Source organism: Streptococcaceae bacterium ESL0687 (assembly GCA_029392475.1).
Taxonomy (GTDB): Bacteria; Bacillota; Bacilli; order Lactobacillales; family Streptococcaceae; genus Floricoccus.
In genome coordinates this window covers 115,859-134,540 of the sequence record CP113940.1, presented here as the reverse complement: position 1 = coordinate 134,540, position 18,682 = coordinate 115,859, and the positions used below count along the sequence as shown (strand labels likewise).

At 38.8% G+C, this 18,682-nt stretch carries 29 protein-coding genes; 3 read left to right on the top strand and 26 right to left on the bottom strand.

The features are described from left to right. Window positions 1-12: 12 nt before the first annotated feature. The 22 genes from rplF to pbp2a all read right to left on the bottom strand — a co-directional run bounded on the left by rplF (window position 13) and on the right by pbp2a (window position 13,052). Complete coding sequence (gene rplF, locus OZX60_00730; protein WEV45316.1) at window positions 13-549, bottom strand: 50S ribosomal protein L6; 537 nt, start codon at window positions 547-549, stop codon at window positions 13-15. 195 nt (window positions 550-744) lie between these two features. Beyond that, complete coding sequence (gene rpsH / locus OZX60_00725) at window positions 745-1,155, bottom strand: 30S ribosomal protein S8 (protein ID WEV45315.1); 411 nt, start codon at window positions 1,153-1,155, stop codon at window positions 745-747. Between the two features lie 128 nt (window positions 1,156-1,283). Further along, entirely contained in the window at window positions 1,284-1,469 is a 186-nt protein-coding gene (locus tag OZX60_00720; GenBank protein WEV45314.1) for a type Z 30S ribosomal protein S14, read from the bottom strand. Between the two features lie 17 nt (window positions 1,470-1,486). Further along, the gene (rplE, locus tag OZX60_00715) at window positions 1,487-2,029 is read right to left on the bottom strand and encodes a 50S ribosomal protein L5 (GenBank protein ID WEV45313.1); all 543 of its coding nucleotides are present in this window, start codon (window positions 2,027-2,029) and stop codon (window positions 1,487-1,489) included. Window positions 2,030-2,052: 23 nt separating this feature from the next. Then, on the bottom strand, window positions 2,053-2,358 hold the full coding sequence (gene rplX, locus OZX60_00710; GenBank protein WEV45312.1) for a 50S ribosomal protein L24: 306 nt from the start codon (window positions 2,356-2,358) through the stop codon (window positions 2,053-2,055). A gap of 82 nt (window positions 2,359-2,440) precedes the next feature. Next, window positions 2,441-2,809 (bottom strand): 50S ribosomal protein L14, encoded by a 369-nt coding sequence (gene rplN / locus OZX60_00705; protein WEV45311.1) that lies wholly within the window; start codon window positions 2,807-2,809, stop codon window positions 2,441-2,443. A gap of 22 nt (window positions 2,810-2,831) precedes the next feature. Then, a complete protein-coding gene (gene rpsQ / locus OZX60_00700; GenBank protein WEV45310.1) occupies window positions 2,832-3,095 on the bottom strand; it encodes a 30S ribosomal protein S17 in 264 nt (87 codons plus the stop codon). 19 nt (window positions 3,096-3,114) lie between these two features. Continuing rightward, the gene (gene rpmC, locus OZX60_00695; protein WEV45309.1) at window positions 3,115-3,321 is read right to left on the bottom strand and encodes a 50S ribosomal protein L29; all 207 of its coding nucleotides are present in this window, start codon (window positions 3,319-3,321) and stop codon (window positions 3,115-3,117) included. Further along, window positions 3,311-3,736, bottom strand: a complete 426-nt coding sequence (rplP, locus tag OZX60_00690; GenBank protein ID WEV45308.1) for a 50S ribosomal protein L16 — start codon at window positions 3,734-3,736, stop codon at window positions 3,311-3,313. Before rplP ends, rpmC begins: the two co-directional genes overlap by 11 nt. Before the next feature lie 3 nt (window positions 3,737-3,739). Next, window positions 3,740-4,393, bottom strand: coding sequence for a 30S ribosomal protein S3 (rpsC, locus tag OZX60_00685; protein WEV45307.1), 654 nt, complete (start codon window positions 4,391-4,393; stop codon window positions 3,740-3,742). A 12-nt stretch (window positions 4,394-4,405) separates the two neighbouring features. Further along, window positions 4,406-4,750 (bottom strand): 50S ribosomal protein L22, encoded by a 345-nt coding sequence (gene rplV / locus OZX60_00680; protein ID WEV45306.1) that lies wholly within the window; start codon window positions 4,748-4,750, stop codon window positions 4,406-4,408. Between the two features lie 15 nt (window positions 4,751-4,765). Further along, window positions 4,766-5,044 carry a 30S ribosomal protein S19 gene (gene rpsS / locus OZX60_00675; protein WEV45305.1) on the bottom strand — a complete coding sequence of 93 codons (279 nt, stop codon included), beginning with the start codon at window positions 5,042-5,044 and terminating at the stop codon, window positions 4,766-4,768. A gap of 204 nt (window positions 5,045-5,248) precedes the next feature. Beyond that, window positions 5,249-6,082, bottom strand: a complete 834-nt coding sequence (gene rplB, locus OZX60_00670; protein WEV45304.1) for a 50S ribosomal protein L2 — start codon at window positions 6,080-6,082, stop codon at window positions 5,249-5,251. A gap of 16 nt (window positions 6,083-6,098) precedes the next feature. Further along, window positions 6,099-6,386 carry a 50S ribosomal protein L23 gene (locus tag OZX60_00665; protein WEV45303.1) on the bottom strand — a complete coding sequence of 96 codons (288 nt, stop codon included), beginning with the start codon at window positions 6,384-6,386 and terminating at the stop codon, window positions 6,099-6,101. Beyond that, entirely contained in the window at window positions 6,386-7,012 is a 627-nt protein-coding gene (gene rplD, locus OZX60_00660) for a 50S ribosomal protein L4 (protein WEV45302.1), read from the bottom strand. Before rplD ends, OZX60_00665 begins: the two co-directional genes overlap by 1 nt. A gap of 24 nt (window positions 7,013-7,036) precedes the next feature. Next, window positions 7,037-7,663: a 50S ribosomal protein L3 gene (gene rplC / locus OZX60_00655; protein WEV45301.1), complete on the bottom strand. Its 627-nt coding sequence runs from the start codon at window positions 7,661-7,663 to the stop codon at window positions 7,037-7,039. 14 nt (window positions 7,664-7,677) lie between these two features. Beyond that, window positions 7,678-7,986: a 30S ribosomal protein S10 gene (rpsJ, locus tag OZX60_00650; protein ID WEV45300.1), complete on the bottom strand. Its 309-nt coding sequence runs from the start codon at window positions 7,984-7,986 to the stop codon at window positions 7,678-7,680. A gap of 253 nt (window positions 7,987-8,239) precedes the next feature. Then, window positions 8,240-9,730 carry a threonine synthase gene (gene thrC / locus OZX60_00645; GenBank protein ID WEV45299.1) on the bottom strand — a complete coding sequence of 497 codons (1,491 nt, stop codon included), beginning with the start codon at window positions 9,728-9,730 and terminating at the stop codon, window positions 8,240-8,242. A gap of 92 nt (window positions 9,731-9,822) precedes the next feature. Further along, window positions 9,823-10,377 carry a transcription termination/antitermination protein NusG gene (nusG, locus tag OZX60_00640; GenBank protein ID WEV45298.1) on the bottom strand — a complete coding sequence of 185 codons (555 nt, stop codon included), beginning with the start codon at window positions 10,375-10,377 and terminating at the stop codon, window positions 9,823-9,825. 80 nt (window positions 10,378-10,457) lie between these two features. Then, complete coding sequence (gene secE / locus OZX60_00635) at window positions 10,458-10,610, bottom strand: preprotein translocase subunit SecE (protein WEV45849.1); 153 nt, start codon at window positions 10,608-10,610, stop codon at window positions 10,458-10,460. A gap of 51 nt (window positions 10,611-10,661) precedes the next feature. Further along, on the bottom strand, window positions 10,662-10,811 hold the full coding sequence (gene rpmG / locus OZX60_00630) for a 50S ribosomal protein L33 (GenBank protein WEV45297.1): 150 nt from the start codon (window positions 10,809-10,811) through the stop codon (window positions 10,662-10,664). Window positions 10,812-10,862: 51 nt separating this feature from the next. Beyond that, window positions 10,863-13,052, bottom strand: a complete 2,190-nt coding sequence (gene pbp2a, locus OZX60_00625; protein WEV45296.1) for a penicillin-binding protein PBP2A — start codon at window positions 13,050-13,052, stop codon at window positions 10,863-10,865. 68 nt (window positions 13,053-13,120) lie between these two features. Between pbp2a and OZX60_00620 the strand changes: the two genes are divergently transcribed. After that, window positions 13,121-13,987 (top strand): RluA family pseudouridine synthase, encoded by an 867-nt coding sequence (locus OZX60_00620; GenBank protein WEV45295.1) that lies wholly within the window; start codon window positions 13,121-13,123, stop codon window positions 13,985-13,987. Between the two features lie 66 nt (window positions 13,988-14,053). On the opposite strand, the gene OZX60_00615 is transcribed toward OZX60_00620, so the two are convergent. From OZX60_00615 to ispE, 4 genes are all read right to left on the bottom strand, one after another. Further along, on the bottom strand, window positions 14,054-14,866 hold the full coding sequence (locus OZX60_00615) for a metal ABC transporter permease (GenBank protein WEV45848.1): 813 nt from the start codon (window positions 14,864-14,866) through the stop codon (window positions 14,054-14,056). Beyond that, the gene (locus OZX60_00610) at window positions 14,863-15,558 is read right to left on the bottom strand and encodes a metal ABC transporter ATP-binding protein (protein ID WEV45294.1); all 696 of its coding nucleotides are present in this window, start codon (window positions 15,556-15,558) and stop codon (window positions 14,863-14,865) included. Before OZX60_00610 ends, OZX60_00615 begins: the two co-directional genes overlap by 4 nt. After that, on the bottom strand, window positions 15,559-16,467 hold the full coding sequence (locus OZX60_00605; GenBank protein WEV45293.1) for a metal ABC transporter substrate-binding protein: 909 nt from the start codon (window positions 16,465-16,467) through the stop codon (window positions 15,559-15,561). Window positions 16,468-16,539: 72 nt separating this feature from the next. After that, window positions 16,540-17,388 (bottom strand): 4-(cytidine 5'-diphospho)-2-C-methyl-D-erythritol kinase, encoded by an 849-nt coding sequence (gene ispE, locus OZX60_00600; GenBank protein WEV45292.1) that lies wholly within the window; start codon window positions 17,386-17,388, stop codon window positions 16,540-16,542. A gap of 175 nt (window positions 17,389-17,563) precedes the next feature. Between ispE and OZX60_00595 the strand changes: the two genes are divergently transcribed. Continuing rightward, window positions 17,564-18,028, top strand: a complete 465-nt coding sequence (locus OZX60_00595; GenBank protein WEV45291.1) for a YdhK family protein — start codon at window positions 17,564-17,566, stop codon at window positions 18,026-18,028. 26 nt (window positions 18,029-18,054) lie between these two features. Then, window positions 18,055-18,657 carry a YdhK family protein gene (locus OZX60_00590; protein ID WEV45290.1) on the top strand — a complete coding sequence of 201 codons (603 nt, stop codon included), beginning with the start codon at window positions 18,055-18,057 and terminating at the stop codon, window positions 18,655-18,657. Window positions 18,658-18,682: the final 25 nt, after the last annotated feature.

The window sequence follows — 18,682 nt, the reverse complement described above, 5'->3', positions numbered from 1 at the left end:
AAACTTATAAAATTATTTACCAGTTTTACCTTCTTTACGGCGAACGAATTCTCCAACATAACGGATCCCTTTACCTTTGTAAGGTTCTGGAGTACGTTTGCTACGGATGTATGCTGCTACTTCACCAACAACTTCTTTGTTAGAACCACTTACTACGATTGTAGTTGGGTTTGGAAGTTCAAAAGTGATTCCTTCAGGAGCAACAACTTCGTCTGGGTGAGATTTACCAACGCTAAGTACAAGTTTGTTTCCTTGTAATTGAGCACGGTACCCTACCCCACGCATTTCAAGTTCTTTTTTGAAACCTTCAGAAACTCCGATAACCATGTTATTGAAGTTGGCACGAGTTGTACCGTGAATAGTTTTCATTTCTTTTGAATCATTTGGACGAGTGAAAGTCACTTCTTGTCCATCTTGTTTTAATTCGATCGCTGTAGGGAACGTACGAGTAAGTTCACCTTTAGGACCTTTAACAGTAACTACACCATCTTTAGCGTCAACAGTAACGCCTGCAGGTAGTACTACTACTTTATTACCAATACGGCTCATAATTTCCTCCTGTTAAATTTTCCCACTAATATATCATTGTGGGTTTTCACGGGGGTTAAGCTTTACGCTTGACCTTTACTTATTACTTTCCACAAATGACTTGGATGTCCAATCACCTGCTTTAAGCATTAATGAAAAAGAGTTATATGCGGAAATAATTATAGAAAAATTCCCACATACGACTTCTCGTTCATTTTACCAAACGTATGCTAGTACTTCTCCACCAATGTTCTTAGCGCGAGCAACTTTATCAGTTACAACACCTTCAGAAGTAGAGATGATAGCGATACCTAGTCCGTTAAGAACTTTTGGCACATCAGCAGATTTAACGTATACACGTAGACCTGGTTTAGAAATACGTTTAAGTCCAGTGATTACGCGTTGTCCTTTGTGTTCACCATCTTGAGCGTATTTAAGATATACACGAACGATTCCTTGTTTGTCATCTTCGATATATTCAACATCTTTAACGAATCCTTCAGCAAGTAAGATTGAAGCGATTTCGCGTTTGATTTTTGATGCAGGTACTTCAACAACATCGTGTTTTACCATGTTAGCATTACGGATGCGTGTTAGGAAGTCTGCGATTGGATCTGTCATTACCATTACGGTTATTTCTCCTTAATCATTTGTAGTTTGGGTTTGTTTTATTCAATAAAACGTCAGTATCCCACTTGCAAATTAATCTTGCCTATAAGCAATAGTTAAATTGAAGTGGCGAATGCCGCTTCAGATTACCATGAAGCTTTCTTAACGCCCGGAACTTGACCTTTGTAAGCCAGCTCACGGAAGCAAATACGGCATAATTTGAATTTGCGGTAAACTGAGTGTGGACGCCCACAACGTTCACAACGAGTGTAAGCTTGCGTTGAGAATTTCGCTGGACGTTTGTTTTTAGCAATCATTGATTTTTTTGCCACGTCTTTTGCCTCCTATATTATTTAGCAAATGGCATACCCATTTGGGCAAGCAATTCGCGTCCTTCTTCATCAGTGTTAGCAGTAGTAACGATTACTACGTCTAGACCACGGATTTTATCAACGTTATCGTAGTTAATTTCTGGGAAAATTAGTTGTTCTTTAACACCTAGTGTGTAGTTTCCGCGTCCGTCAAATGATTTACTTGACACACCGTGGAAGTCACGTACACGTGGAAGAGAGACAGTCACTAATTTATCTAGGAATTCATACATGCGTTCTCCGCGAAGAGTTACTTTCGCACCGATTGGCATACCTTCACGTAGACGGAAACCAGCGATTGATTTCTTAGCTTTAGTGATAAGTGGTTTTTGACCAGAAATGATAGCAAGTTCTTCAACTGCTTTATCTAGGTTCTTAGAGTTGCTTACTGCATCACCAACACCCATGTTAAGTACGATCTTGTCGACTTTAGGTACAGCCATTACAGATGTATAGTTGAATTTCTCAGTTAGAGCTGGGATTACTTCAGCACTATATTTTTCTTTTAAACGATTAGCCATTTTTTTCCTCCTCTCTTACGTGATTAATCTAGGATTTCACCAGATTTTTTGTTGTAGCGTACTTTTTTGTCGCCTTCAACCTTGTATCCAACACGTCCAGCAACACCGTTTTTGTCAAGAACTTGAACATTTGATGCGTTGATTGGAGCTTCCATTTCAAGGATAGCACCGTTTGGATTTACGTGGTTAGGTTTTTGGTGTTTTTTCATGATTGCAACACCTTCAACTACAACTTTGTTTACTTTTGGTAAAGCTTTGATTACTTTACCAGTCTTGCCTTTATCTTTACCAGCAATGACTTTTACTGTATCGCCTGTTTTTACAAACATTTAGATTTCTCCTTTTTTTCTTACGTCCCGCAGGACACCCCCACCTAAGGTGAGGGGACTATGCGACTTTTATATTCTATTATTATAGAACTTCAGGTGCAAGTGAAACGATCTTCATGAAGTTTCCTTCACGTAATTCACGGGCAACAGGGCCGAAGATACGAGTTCCACGAGGTGTTTTGTCATCACGGATGATAACTGCAGCATTTTCATCAAATTTGATGTATGAACCATCAGTACGACGAGCGCCTGATTTAGTACGTACGATAACTGCTTTAACAACTTCACCTTTTTTAACAACTCCTCCAGGAGTTGCAGCTTTTACTGTTGCAACGATAACGTCACCGATGTTTGCGATTTTACGCCCTGAACCACCAAGAACTTTGATAGTTAGGATTTCGCGGGCACCACTGTTATCAGCAACTTTCAAACGAGTTTCTGCTTGAATCACTGTTCATTTCTCCTTTCAGAATTTAGATAATTACAGCTTCTTCAACGATTTCAACTAAACGGAAACGTTTGTCTTTTGACAATGGACGAGTTTCCATAATGCGCACGATGTCGCCAGTTTTTGCTGAGTTGTTTTCGTCATGAGCTTTGTATTTTTTAGAATAATTAATACGTTTACCGTAGACAGGGTGGTTACGTTTTGTTTCGACAACAACTGTGATAGTTTTATCCATCTTGTCAGATACCACACGACCTTGATAAACTTTACGTTGATTACGTTCAGACATGATCTTCCTCCCCTATCTATTATTTTGCTTCACGTGCTACTGTTTTAACACGTGCAATTGATTTTTTAACTTCGTTAATTTTCGCTGTATTTTCAAGTTGACCAGCTGCCGCTTGAAAACGTAGTTCGAATAATTCTTTCTTAAGCTCTTGCTCACGAGTAGCAAGTTCTTCCGCTGAAAGACCACGAAGTTCTGTCAAAAGTGTTTTTACTTCATTAAGCTTCATTTGAATCCTCCGCACGTTTTACAATCTTAGTTTTTACTGGTAATTTATGAGACGCTAGGCGTAAAGCTTCGCGAGCTACTTCTTCAGATACACCTGCGATTTCGAACATTACTTTACCGCGTTTAACTGGTGCTACCCAACCTTCTGGAGCTCCTTTACCTTTACCCATACGAACCCCAATGGCTTTACCTGTATATGATTTGTGAGGGAAGATTTTAATCCAAACTTTACCACCACGCTTCATGTAACGAGTCATTGCGATACGGGCTGCTTCGATTTGGCGGTTAGTGATCCAGTGACTTGTAGTCGCTTGAAGACCAAATTCACCGAAAGTTACTTCCTTACCACCTTTAGCTTCACCACGCATTTTCCCACGGAATTCACGACGGTGTTTTACACGTTTAGGTACTAACATGAACTATTTATCTCCTTTCACTGATTTTCTTGTTGGAAGGATTTCACCACGGTCGATCCAGATTTTAACACCTAGTTTACCGTAAGTAGTATCAGCTTCTTCCCAAGCGTAGTCGATATCTGAACGAAGTGTGTGAAGTGGAACTGTCCCTTCAGAGTAACCTTCGCTACGAGCGATATCAGCACCATTAAGACGTCCAGATACTTGAGTTTTAATTCCTCGAGCTCCAGCACGCATAGCGCGTTGAATTGCTTGTTTTTGTGCACGACGGAATGCAACACGTGCTTCAAGTTGACGTGCAATTCCTTCACCAACAAGGTGAGCGTCAAGATCTGGTTTCTTGATTTCAACGATGTTGATGTGAACTTGTTTACCAGTAAGAGCGTTTAAGTCTGCACGAAGTGCATCAACGTTCGCTCCACCTTTACCAATAACCATACCTGGTTTAGCAGTGTGGATTGAAACAATCACTTTGTTCACTGCACGTTCAGTTTCAATAGTTGATACTGAAGCATCTGCAAGGCGAGATTGGATAAGGTTACGGATTTCAAGATCTTCATGAAGGTAATCTGCGTATTCTTTTTCAGCATACCATTTGGCATCCCAGTCACGGATGATTCCGACACGAAGTCCGATTGGATTTACTTTTTGACCCACGATTTTACCTCCTTATCTTTCTTCTACTACCACTGTGATGTGGCTAGTACGTTTGTTGATTGGTGAAGCACTACCTTTCGCACGTGGACGGAAACGTTTCATTGTTGGTCCTTCGTTTACGAATGCTTCGCTCACATATAAATCAGCTTTTTCAAGACCAAGATTGTTTTCAGCGTTTGCAACTGCTGAATTAAGAACTTTCTCGATGACTCCTGCTGCTTTATTTGGTGTGAATTTTAAAATTGTAATTGCTTCTGCAATGTTTTTTCCACGGATCAAGTCGATAACCAAGCGTGATTTACGAGGTGAAACGCGAACTGTACGTGCAGTAGCTTTAGCTGAAGTATTTTCTGCCATTTCTTTCTCCTCCTATTAACGTCTTGTTTTCTTATCGTCTGCAACGTGACCTTTGTAAGTACGAGTTGGTGCAAATTCACCAAGCTTGTGACCTACCATGTCTTCTTGGATGTAAACTGGTACATGTTTACGTCCATCATATACAGCGATAGTGTATCCGATGAAACTTGGGAAAATCGTTGAACGACGTGACCAAGTTTTGATTACTTTTTTCTTTTCGTCTTTAGCTTGAGCTTCAACTTTTTTCATTAAATGCTCATCGACGAAAGGTCCTTTTTTAAGACTACGTCCCATTTTAGTTATCTCTCCTTTAAAAGATACCACAACTGCTACTAAGGCAGAGTTGGCGGAATTTATTATTTTTTTATTACACTGTCTGAACACACTTGAACTCTATAGTTAGCTTTAAAATTAAAGCTAACTACACAGTCTGCAACTTTTTAGTAGATTTCTCGGCCAGCTTAAGCTGCTAAGAAATTTGTAACCTTCAAAGTAAAATTATTTTTGACCGCGACGACGAACGATAAGTTTGCTTGATTTAGCTTTCTTACTACGTGTTTTAAGTCCGATTGCTGGTTGACCCCAAGGTGAAACTGGAGCTTTACGACCAACTGGTTGTTTACCTTCACCACCACCGTGTGGGTGATCGTTCGGGTTCATTACGCTACCACGTACAGTTGGACGGATACCACGCCAGCGGTTACGTCCAGCTTTACCAATGTTGATAAGGCTGTGTTGTTCGTTACCAACAACTCCAACAGTTGCACGACAAGTAGATAGGATCATACGTACTTCACCTGAGTTAAGACGTACAAGAACGTATTTACCTTCGTTACCAAGAACTTGTGCACTTGTTCCCGCAGAACGGATAAGTTGTCCACCTTTACCAGGTTTAAGTTCGATGTTGTGGATAAGTGTACCAACTGGGATGTTTGCAAGTGGTAAAGTGTTACCAACTTTGATATCCGCTTCAGGACCTGAAACCACAGTCATACCAACTTCAAGACCTTTAGGTGCAAGGATGTATGATTTAACACCGTCAGTGTAAGTGATCAATGCGATATTAGCTGAACGGTTTGGATCGTATTCGATTTGTGTTACTTTTGCAACAACACCATCTTTAGTACGTTTGAAGTCAACTAAACGGTATTTACGTTTGTGTCCACCACCTTGGTGACGAACTGTAATACGACCGTTGTTGTTACGACCTGCTTTGCTTTTTAGTGAAACTAACAAGCTCTTTTCAGGAGTACTTGTAGTGATTTCTGCAAAGTCGCTACCAGTCATGTGACGACGACCGTTAGTGGTAGGTTTATAAACTTTAATTCCCACGTTTTTCCTCCTTTAATTATTCACCGAAGATTTCGATTTTTTTAGAATCTTCAGTTAGTGTGATGATTGCTTTCTTGTATTTGCTTGTAAATCCAGTATAACGACCAACGCGTTTAGCTTTTGGTTTAACGTTAATTGTGTTTACAGATGCTACTTTAACTCCATCAAAAGCACGTTCAACGGCTTGTTTGATAAGTTCTTTGTGAGCACGAGCATCAACTTCGAAAGTGTATTTTTTCTCATCCATTGCAAGCATAGATGCTTCAGTGATGATTGGTTTTTTGATTACATCATAAAGGTTCATTATGCAAGGACCTCCTCGATTTGAGATAGAGCTGCTTGAGTAACCAATAATTTATCATTGTTAACAATGTCAAGAACGCTTGCTGAGTTAGCAGTAGTTACTTGTACATTTGGAATGTTACGAGCAGATAGTTCAGCAAATTCATTTCCTTCGTTTTCAACGATTACAAGGACTTTACGGTCGATTGCAAGAGCTGAAAGAACTTTTACGAATTCACTTGTTTTTGGTGCGTCAAATGATAAAGCGTCAACAGCTACAAGTTTGTCACCAGCAACTTTTTCTGAGTAAACAGATTTAAGAGCAAGTTGACGAACTTTTTGTGGAAGCTTGTAAGCATAGCTACGTGGGTTTGGTCCGAAGACAACACCACCACCACGCCATTGCGGGCTTCTGATTGAACCTTGACGTGCACGTCCAGTACCTTTTTGGCGCCATGGTTTACGACCACCACCTGATACTGCTGAACGGTTCTTAACTGCACTTGTACCTTGACGAAGACTTGCGCGTTGGCTTAGGATTACATCGAAAACTACAGTTTCATTTGGTTCAATTCCAAATACTGCGTCATTCAGAGTAACTTCGCCAGCTTTGCTACCATCTTGTTTAAATAATGCTACGTTAGCCATTTCGGTAAGTTTCTCCCTTCCTTATTATTTCGCAGATTTTACTGCAGTTTTGATAGTGATGAGTGATTTTTTCGCTCCTGGAACGTTACCTTTAACAAGGATAACATTCTTCTCTGGAACAACCTGTGCAATTTCAAGGTTTTGAATTGTTACACGGTTTCCACCCATACGACCTGCCAAGTGTTTATTTTTGAACACGCGGTTAGGCGCTACAGGACCCATTGACCCTGGACGACGGTGGTAACGAGATCCGTGAGCCATTGGTCCACGTGATTGTCCATGACGTTTAATAACACCTTGGAAACCTTTACCTTTAGTCGTACCTGTGACATCAACGATATCTCCAGCTGCGAATGTATCAACAGTGATTTCTGATCCAACTTCTAAGCCTTCAATACCTTTAAATTCACGGATGAAGCGCTTAGGAGCCGTGTTTGCTTTAGCAACATGACCTTTGGCAGGTTTGTTACTCAAAACTTCACGTTTGTCATCAAAACCAACCTGAGTTGCTTCGTAACCGTCAGTTTCAACAGTTTTAACTTGAAGAACAACGTTTGGAGTTGCTTCGATGACAGTAACTGGGATTAATTCACCAGACTCAGTGAAGATTTGGGTCATTCCCACTTTTTTCCCTAAGATTCCTTTTGTCATTAGAGTTCCCTTTCTTAAAGTTTAATTTCGATGTTTACACCGCTTGGTAAATCAAGTTTCATCAATGCATCAACAGTTTTTTGTGTTGGTTCGATGATATCGATTAAGCGTTTGTGTGTGCGCATTTCGAATTGTTCACGGCTATCTTTGTATTTGTGAGTCGCACGAATTACTGTGTATAGCGAACGGTCAGTTGGAAGTGGGATTGGACCACTTACTTGAGCACCTGTACGTTTAGTAGTTTCTACGATCTTTTCAGCCGCTTGATCAAGGATACGGTGTTCGTATGCTTTCAAACGAATGCGAATTTTTTTATTTGCCATTTTTTCTCCTCTCGTCTATTGTCTTGAATAGGCTAGCTCCACAAGAAAACCAACTCCCCTAGCTTGGCAATGCTTCCGGGTGTGTCGCAACCTCTTGCTTCAATGCCATAGTCTGCATTTTTGCAGTACTTATCTATACTATCAAATTATTTATCCATTTGCAAGACTTTTATTTTATAATAATTAATTTTTTTCTTTCTTCTATAAATAATTAAAAAAAGATAGTAGGTTACCTACTATCTATCTTCATTGATTATTTTAAACCTAAATACTCTTCAACTGCCTTTTGCATGTCAGAAATACCAACCACTGTTTTATGAAGGACAGGTTCTTCTTTTAGATTTCTTACGGCTTCGGGTTGTTTAACCTTAGAAAGTTCTTCTAGTTGATCAACCAACGCAAAATCATCCAAATCACTCTTAGTACCGGTTAATGCCTCAACAACTACTCTTGGAAACTTATAAGGGCTTGCAGTAGATACGACTACAGTCTTAGTAGAATCTGAGCTAGTTTCTCGGTAATCTCTATAAACCTTACTTGCAACTGCTGTGTGAGGATCTTCTGTGTAAGATGTTTGTTCGAAGATTTCCTTTATCTCTTGGCTGGTAGACTCCTGGCTGGCATATCCTGAAATAAAATCAGCCAAATGTTTTTGCATCTCTTTAGTGATTTCATAAGTTCCCTTACTATAAAGTTCATCCATTAAAGAGTTTGTTAGTTTATCATTGTCTTCTGTTGAATGGAAAATCAGGCGTTCAAGATTACTTGAAACTAGAATATCCATTGATGGGCTTGATGTTACGAAAAATTCCCTATTTTTATCATAAAGTCCCGTTTCAAAAAAGTCTGTAAGAACTTTGTTTTCATTAGAAGCACAGATTAATTTGTTTACAGGTAGTCCTATTTCTTTGGCATAATAAGCAGCAAGGATGTTCCCAAAGTTACCAGTTGGTACGCTAAAGTTGATTTTCTCTCCGTTTTCAATCTGCTTTTCTTTAAGAAGCTGAGCATAAGCATAAACATAATAAACAATCTGAGGAACAAGGCGTCCGATATTCATTGAGTTAGCACTTGAAAATTGTTTTTTATTGGCATGCATCTTCTCGCGCAAATTAAGGTTATTAAACATCTCCTTAACCTTGGTTTGGGCGTCGTCAAAATTTCCTTCAATTGCTACCACGTGGGTATTGGCACCCTTTTGGGTTACCATTTGTTGCCTTTGAATCTCACTAACCCCGTCTTTTGGATAAAAGACAATGATTTGAGTATTTTCGACATCAGCAAATCCCGCCATGGCAGCCTTCCCTGTATCACCACTTGTTGCTGTAAGAATTACAATCTCATTTTCAATACCAGACTTTTTAGCAGCAGTAGTCATTAAATACGGCAAAATTGATAGGGCCATATCTTTAAAGGCAATAGTGTTACCGTGGAATAATTCCAAGTTATAGTGGCTACCTACTTGGACAAGAGGAGCAATCCTTTGATCGTCAAATTTGTCATCATAGGCAGAATTTATACAGTAATCTAGCTCTTCTTCTGTAAAATCATCTAAAAATCCCGCTAAAACGACCTTAGCTACTTCCTGATAACTCGCATCTTTTAGTTTTTCAAAATCCAAATCTATCTGAGGAAGTTTTGTGGGTACATATAGACCTCCATCGGTAGCTAATCCTTGTAAGATGGCCTGGCTGGCTGTAACTGTATTGCTCTTATCTCTTGTGCTCTGGTATTTAAGTGGCATGCTATATATCTCCTTGATTTTATTTTTATTATTATAACAAAAATTATCAATAAATTAATGAATTTTAAAAAAAGGAGCAAGGCTCCTTTTGTTTATTTACTAATTTCATCAATTTGATCAATTTCAAGGTCAACTACTGTTTCACGACCAAACATTTCAATTGATACTTTAAGCTTACGGCTGTCAACAATCTCTGTAACATTACCAACCATGTCAGCGAAGGCTCCGTCAATAATCTTAACAGGATCACCAACTTTAAGGTCGATTTCGTGGTTACGAAGCGTTTTGCCCATACCGTTTAGGATGTGGCGGATTTCTTCTTCAAATAGAGGAGTTGGTTTACTACGGTTACCGTGAGATCCAACGAATCCTGTAACGTTTGGTGTGTTACGAACGACAAACCAAGCTTCATCAGTCATGTTCATTTCAACTAACACATAACCTGGGAACATATTTTCTTCAGTTTCCTTAATTTTCCCGTTAACATCACGAGTAACTGTTTCTGTAGGGATTTCAATACGAAGAATGTTATCTGTCATATTATAAGTATGAGCACGCTCAAGTAGCGTCTCCTTTACCTTATTTTCATATCCTGAATAGGTTTGAATTACAAACCAACCTTGGTCAAAACTTGTTAAGTTGTCCATTTTGTCTCCTTTTTTCAACTAAAAAAGCCCCTAAGGACTTTGTTTTTTTTATTATATCACAAATGTTAAATTAAGTTGTACTATTTTGCAAATAAACTTAAAACAGATGTAATACCTAATTTAATTAACTTATCGAATATAAAGATAATGAGCAGAAAGAAAGCAGAATACTCGATAACGCCTGCGAAATCAATTGCTGCCTCTTTTTTAGTTGGCCATGTAACTTTATTCATTAAACTTAAGACGCTTTTGATAAATTTCATACTTTCTTATGAGCTAATGCCCTACCTCGTTTCTTTATGTTCTGTGTATTTTCCGCAATGCTTACAAAACTTGTTTACAACTAAACGTTTTTCTTTAGCATTACTACTTAGGTTTATTGAATAATTGCGTGATCCACATACTCCACACGCAAGAGATGCTTTTTTTAACATATCGTCTCCTATCGCTTCATTCTATCATATTATTCTTTTGTTGACAATTGCTTAAAATTTAGATTTGATGTCATTCCAAAAGTCCTTAATCTTCTCTCCAATACCAGATTTTTCGACCTGTTCTTTAACTCGGTTTGTAAAATCTTTGGCCTTTTCTTGAGCTTCATCTAAAATACTAGAGTCACTACTAATGACAACACTATTTTTATTATCACCATCCGTCTCAACTGGCGCCTGGCCGTTTAGAGCATAGGCATTTTCAACTGAGAACTTGGTTCCTTTGGTATGGGGCAAGATATAGGTAGCAGCCTGCTTAAATATTTTTGAAGCCTGGCCACTACTTGCTCCCTCCAGATAATGGGTGTCATCTGTTTTTTCAAAACCAAGCCACAAACTAATTACAACATCTGGTGTATAACCAATAACCCACTGGTCATTTGTATTGTTGCCATCAGCAGTTTCTGTTGTTCCTGTTTTTCCAGCTAGAGTATAGCCATAAGGCTCAGCATAAACTCCTGTACCATTTGAATAGGTTCCAAGCATCATACTAGTCATCTTGTCGTTGGTACTCTTATCGATAACGCGCTTCTGATTCTGCTTATAACTCTTAAGGACCTGACCACTAGAGCTTTCAATCTTAGTAATCAGGTGAGCTTCATTCATGATTCCATTATTAGCAAATGCCCCGTAAGCTTGAGCCATCTGCCAGGGATTAGTTACAACCCCGCCACCCAAAGCAACCTGGAGTTCCTCATTTTTATCAGTCAAGTCAAGACCAAAGGCCTTACCCTTGGCAACTGCTGTCTTAACTCCTAATTTGTTTACGGTGTAAACAGCAGGTAGGTTTAGACTCTGGGCTAGGGCTTCATACATTGGAACTTGCCCCTGATAGGTTCTTGTGTAGTTCTGCGGGCTGTATCCATTATAATCATGCGGCTTATCTTCAAGCTCTTGATTGATTGACCAACCAGCCTCAATAGCTGGACTATAAACAACTAGAGGTTTAATAGTCGATCCCGGACTCCTTTGGGCCTGGGTTGCAAAATTAAACCCTCTAAAGGTATCATTGTCGTCTGTAGGAACCCTTCCTACAAGAGCTGCTACTGCACCTGTTGAAGGATCAAGGGCAACACTTGCACTTTGGGCTACTGTTCCGTCTGCAGCAATAGGGAAAAGATAGGTCGATGAATAAGTTTCCTGAAGACCTGCTTGGTAATCTTGATCAAGACCTGTATAAATCTTATAGCCATTATTCAAAATATCATTTTCACTTAAACCATACTTACTTATCGCCTCTTGAATTACTGCATCGAAGTAAGATGGATACTTGTAGTCACTATCTTTACCCGTATAATCATCATCAAGTTTGCTATTCATATCGATATTTGCAGCTTGATTGGCATCATCCTGGGTTGCCAGTTTGGCATTAACCATATTTTGAAGGACCGTATTTCTCCGGTCAGTCGCAAACTTCCCATCCTTATAAAGAGGATTGTAAACCTCAGGCCATTTTAAGATACCAGCAAGGGTTGCCCCTTCATCTAAGGTCAACTCAGCTGCAGTCTTTCCAAAGTACTTATGGGATGCATCCTCAATCCCCCAAATTCCATTACCAAAGTAGGAGTTATTTAAATACATGGCCATAATATCGCTTTTACTATACTTCTTAGTAATCTCCATGGCCAGGAATATTTCCTTGGCCTTACGGTCAATGGTTTGTTTTTGGGTTAAATAAGCATTCTTTGCCAGCTGCTGGGTTATGGTAGAACCTCCACCAAATTTACCAAGGGTTGCTACTGCAAGAAGAGTCCGCTTGATATTTACCCCGCGGTTTGTATAAAAACTCCTATCCTCAGTAGCAACTACAGCATCAATTACATAAGGTGATATCTCATCGATATCCACATAGGTTCCTTTTTGACCATACATGGATCCAGCCGAATCACCATTCTTATCGATAATAACTGTTGTTGATCTTAGGGATTCCTGAAGGTCTGATACATTAGCCGTTTTGGCTAGGTAAAACAGGTAACCTCCTATCATCAGGATGAAAGATAAAATTATAAGCAGGAAAATTTTCGTCAGATTATGACGCTTCCACCACATTTTAAATTTATTCCAGCGGGGATGTTTAGGTTCCCTCGATTCAACTCCGTCCTCAGGACTATCTGGATCAGGATTTAAGTTATCTTTATTATTTGCTTTATTAATTCTTCTAGATCGACTATATTTTTGACTCAAGTGTTTAACCTCCACTTGTATTAATTTCTTAAATCTTATTTCCTATTTTATATGTTAGAATAAAAAATATGAAATATAATATTACAATACCACAAAATTCCTCAAATATGACATTAAATATGCTTTTGGAAGAAAAGTGGCTTCTTCCGCGTAAGCAAAGGCATCTTTTAAGGACCAAAAAAGGAGTCCTTATTAACAATGAAAACAAGTCCTGGGAAACAATTGTAGGTCCAGGGGACCTTATTAGTCTTAACTTTGATCCAAGTGATTATCCTCAAAAACAAGTAACCTTTGGCGATAAAAATTTAATTGACTGCCTTTACGAAGATGAACACCTAATTATTGTAAATAAACCAGAGGGCATGAAAACCCATCCTAATGAACCTCAAGAGATTGCTCTTTTGAACCATGTTTCAGCCTACCTAGGACATAGTGCCTATGTGGTCCACAGACTCGATCAGGAAACCAGCGGAGCTATTTTATTTGCCAAAAATCAATTTGTTTTACCCCTACTAGGCAAAATGCTTGAGGAAAAAAAGATCTACAGAACCTACCTTGCCTTGTCTCAAGGAAAAATTGCAGGAGAAAGCTTTACTATTGATAAGCCTCTTGGACGAGACCGCCACAATAGTAAGAAAAGAGTTGTCAGCAAATCAGGGAAAAGGGCTGTGACTCATATTCAATTACTTGATAGACTTAATAGGACTTCCTATGTTAGTTGCCAACTTGAAACTGGAAGGACCCATCAAATTAGGGTCCATTTAGCCAGCATCAACCATCCCATTGTGGGAGATCCCCTCTATGGTAAAATCAAGGAAAAAAGAATGATGCTCCACGCCAGTAAGCTTTCTTTGATTCACCCTTTTACTGGTGAAAATCTTGAGTTTCATGCTTCTAGCAGCACATTTAATTCGATAATAAACAAGTACTCTTAAAGAAGACTTAATAAAAACCAGCAGGATGTTAAGAAAACATTTCAGCTGGTTTTTTAATATTTGCTATCACTTTCTTTGAAGTAACTTTTTATAAATAAGCATGAGAACAAACATTGCCACAAAGACAATCGTGATACTTGCACTGGCTGGAGTTGCCCAGTAGTAGGAAATAAGTAAACCACTTACCATCCCAAAAAATCCTAGGATAATACTGATTAGCATTACTGACTTAAAGGATTTAGCAACCCTTAAAGCTATACTACCTGGCATTACCATGATTGCACTAACTAAGAGGGCACCTGCGACAGGAATCATCAAAGCAATTGAAATACCTGTTATGATATTAAAGGCTGTTGACATAAATCTCGTAGGTAAGCCGTCAACAAAGGCCACGTCCTCATCAAAGGTTAAAATATACATGGGCCTCATAAAAAGAAGGAAAAGAACTACTATTGCTAGGGCTAAAACAAATAGAAGAACTACTTGAACCTCAGATATAGTAACAATTGATCCAAAAAGATACTGGTCAATGCTTACAGAGTTCGACCCTCCTGATTTACTGGTTAAGATTAGAGCCACCGATAGACCCAGACTCATTAGTATGGCTGTTGCTACCTCCAAAAAGTCACTATAAACTGTCCTTAGATATTCAAGTAAAATAGCTGCAAGGATAACAACAATAAGGGTTGCAGCCGTTGGAGAAATACCTAGAAATAGGCCCATAGCAACCCCTGCTAAAGAGACGTGACTTAAGGTGTCACTCATTAGACTTTGCCGCCTTAATATGAGAAAAACTCCTAGGAGGGGGGCAAAGATAGACATGGCCACAATCGCTAAGAAGGCGCGAATCATAAAGTCATATTGGAATATCTCCATTATTTTTCCCTCCAATCATCGTGGACACTGAAACAACGCCAAGGTGAATCTTGCTTTCTCACCAGATGAATATTGCGGTCAGCAAAGTCTTTTACATCCTCAGCATCATGGGTAATCATTAAAACAGATTTTCCGTGTTCATGAACACTATGGTGCATGAGTTCATAAAAATCCCTCCTACTCACATCATCCATTCCAGTTGTTGGCTCATCTAGCACAAATAAATCTGGGTCTGAAGCAAACATTCTAGCAATGACAATCCTTTGCTTTTGACCACCCGATAGTTCCCCAATTTTCTTGTGCCTAAATTCCCACATGCCTACGGCTTTTAGAGATTTTTCTACATGTTCCCAGTCATGTTCGTTGATCTTACGAAACCATCCCTTACGCGGGTAACGCCCACTGGTTACAAATTCTGAAACGGTACTCGGAAAACCCGCATTAAAACTGGCTACTTGCTGAGGTAAGTAGGAAATTCTTAGTTTTTTCCCCTTGTTGTTGACCTTGGAAATTTCAACCTTGCCCTCCTTTGGTTTAAGAATACCTAAACTAGCCTTGATTAAAGTTGACTTGGCTGCCCCATTTTCACCCGTTAAGGTTACAAACTCCCGGTCATCCACATGGTAACTTACATTTTCAAGGACTGGTTCGTCATCATAATAAAAGGACAAATCTTTTACATTAATATAGTGCATTTATTTTATACTCTTCTTCAAATTCTCTAAATTCTGCTCCATGATTGAAATATAGGTTGCTCCGTCCTTTTGTTCTTCCTTGCTAATACCTTCAACAGTATTTAAAACAAGGGTCTCGGCACCAACTTCTTGGGCAAGGGTTTTAGCAATCTTATCATCAGCATTTTCTTCAAAATAAACAACATCTAGCTTGTCTTCTTGCATTATATTTTTAAGGTTTGCAAGGGTCGCACTAGATGGTTCTGCATCAGGCGTTAAACCAGCGATGTAAATCTGAGTTAAGCCATAGTCGTTAGCCAAGTAACCAAAGGCTGCATGTTGGGTTACAAATTTTTTATTTTCAGCACCTTCAAAACTCGATGCGTATTCTTTATCTAAATTATCCAGTTTTTCCAGGTAAGCAGAAGCATTTTCCTTGAAGTCTTTTTCGTATTCTGGATATTTCTCAGACAGCTGATTAAAAATGGTCTCAACTTCAATTTGAGCGTTCTTCAAAGACAGCCAAGTGTGAGGATCAATTGCTTCTTGACTACCTGTTTGTCCATCAAACTTAAGTAGGGTGACATCTTTACTAGCTTCAATGACAAGTGTGTCTGATTTCAAATTCTTTTTGGCATTAGTGAACCACTTTTCCAAATTATCATTATTATAAACAACAACATCACTATCAGTAATTTTTGCCATATCACGCGCACTAGGTTCATAGTCATGAACCTCTTGACCCGCAGGTACAATATAAGACACATCAGCATGTTCACCTACAACATTCTTAGTGAATTCGTACATGGGATAAAAACTTGTACTTATCTTGATTTTATCACTACTCTTTTGCTTACCACATGATCCAAGCATTAAAGCAAGTAAACATACTGCGGTAAATCCCAGTATTTTTTTCATTCCCTTATTCATTTTGGCTAATCTCCACACTTCCATTAATATACAGTGAATTATAGCAGAAGAAAGAAACGTTTACAAGTGTAATCATAAACTCCTAATTAGATGGACTTCCTTACAAAATCCTTTGATACTGTTAACAGCGCGTGTTGCTCTGCTTTTTTTATCAAAGAGGGCAAAAACTGTTGGCCCACTTCCACTCATCAACACACCTTGGGCACCTGCTTCAGTCAATACCTGCTTGATCTTTCTAATTTCTGAGTGCATTTTTATGGTTATATCTTCCAAGGAATTACCCAGGTTACCAGCCACCTGGTCAAAATCATTAGTTAAGACAGCTTCTTCAATAATATCCATATCAAAATTTCTTATAGTATTCAAATCAACTCTTTTAAAGACATCTGGAGTTGAAACACCAAACTCTGGTTTTACAAGAAGAACCCAGTAATTTTCAAGACCTTTTATAGGACGTACAATTTCACCACGTCCCTTGACTCGCGCAATCCCCCCGTAAATACAATAGGGAACATCACTTCCTACTTCTTCTCCTAATTTAGCAAGTTCCTGCAAGGAAAGGCCTAGATTCCATAGCTTATTTAGAGCCCTAAAGGTCGCAGCTGCATCACTTGACCCTCCAGCAAGGCCAGCAGCCACTGGAATTACCTTTTTGATATAGATTTCTACTCCTTTCTTTATTCCAAAAGTATTTTTAATTAATTCAGCAGCCTTGTAGGCATGATTTTTATTATTTTTAGGGACAGAAACACCATCAGATTTGATAATTATCTTATCCTCTTTGATTTCCTTAATTGTAATTCGATCAGAAAGATCGATACTTGCCATAATCATGTCTAATTCATGAAAGCCGTCTTCTCTTTTATCAACTACATTAAGCCCTAGATTTATCTTTGCGGGCGCTTTTTCTGTTATTTCCATAGTCTAAAGTATAGCAAATTAAAGAGCCTTTTGCAGTAGGGATTCTATTTAACGTCTCTAAAAAATAGGCCAGCAGCCAAAATTTATCAAGATCTGTACAAAGGCTAATATTTTTAATTAATTAAACCTTTTGTTATAATCAAAATATAAAATTAAAAGGAGCTATATGATGGATATGTCTAAAATGTCAATGGGATCTACTATGGGATCTGCTAAGATGAACATGAACGGATCCCCTGCCCCAGCTGACCTTAAGAATGCTGTAAATCCTGAGTTCCCTGTCGGCAGTAAAATTACTATAACAGCCGATCACATGCCCGGAATGAGGGGAGCAAGTGGTAAGGTTGTTGGAGTCTATGACACAAAACTTTATACAGTTGATTATATGGATACAGAAGATCATCAAATGGTTACCAATCATAAGTATCTGATTGCCGACGAGATTAAGGGAGATTTGACGGTCGGTAGTAAAATCATCCTTGAAGCAGACCATATGACAGGTATGAAAGGAGCTGAAGGGACTATTGTTGCTATAAGTGATGGTCCTGCCTACATGGTTGACTATACCTCAAACGATTCTTCTAAGATGATGATTACCAATCATAAGTGGCTTCGTCAGTCTGAACTTGAGAGTCGTTAATAGCTAAAAAATAGAAGAAGGACAAAATGAAAAAACATAATTTTTTACAGGCTGGTTTAGTATTATTAGTAGCACTTAGCCTCGGTGCCTGTGCCAATAAAAATGAATCCAAAGATACTTCCTCTGACATGTCCAGCTCATCTTCTATGAGCCAAATGGACAGTATGTCATCTAGTGGAATGTCCATGGATGAAACCAGCAAAATGAACATGAACGGATCAGCCGCCCCAGCTGACCTTAAGAATGCTGTTAATCCCAAATTCCCCGTTGGTAGTGAAATCACTATAACAGCTGATCACATGCCAGGAATGAAAGGTGCAAGCGGTAAGGTCGTTGGAGTCTATGACACAAAACTTTATACAGTTGATTACATGGACACGGAAGACCACCAAATGGTTACTAATCACAAGTATCTGATCGCAGATGAAATTAAAGGAGATTTGACGGTCGGTAGTAAAATCACCCTTGAAGCAGACCATATGACGGGTATGAAGGGAGCCGAAGGGGCCATTGTTGCTATAAGTGATGGTCCTGCCTACATGGTTGACTATACCTCAAACGACTCTTCTAAGATGATGGTTACTAACCACAAATGGCTTAGTCAATCTGAAATTGAAAGTAAAAAATAAGATATTTATTTAATGAAAGTTGTAT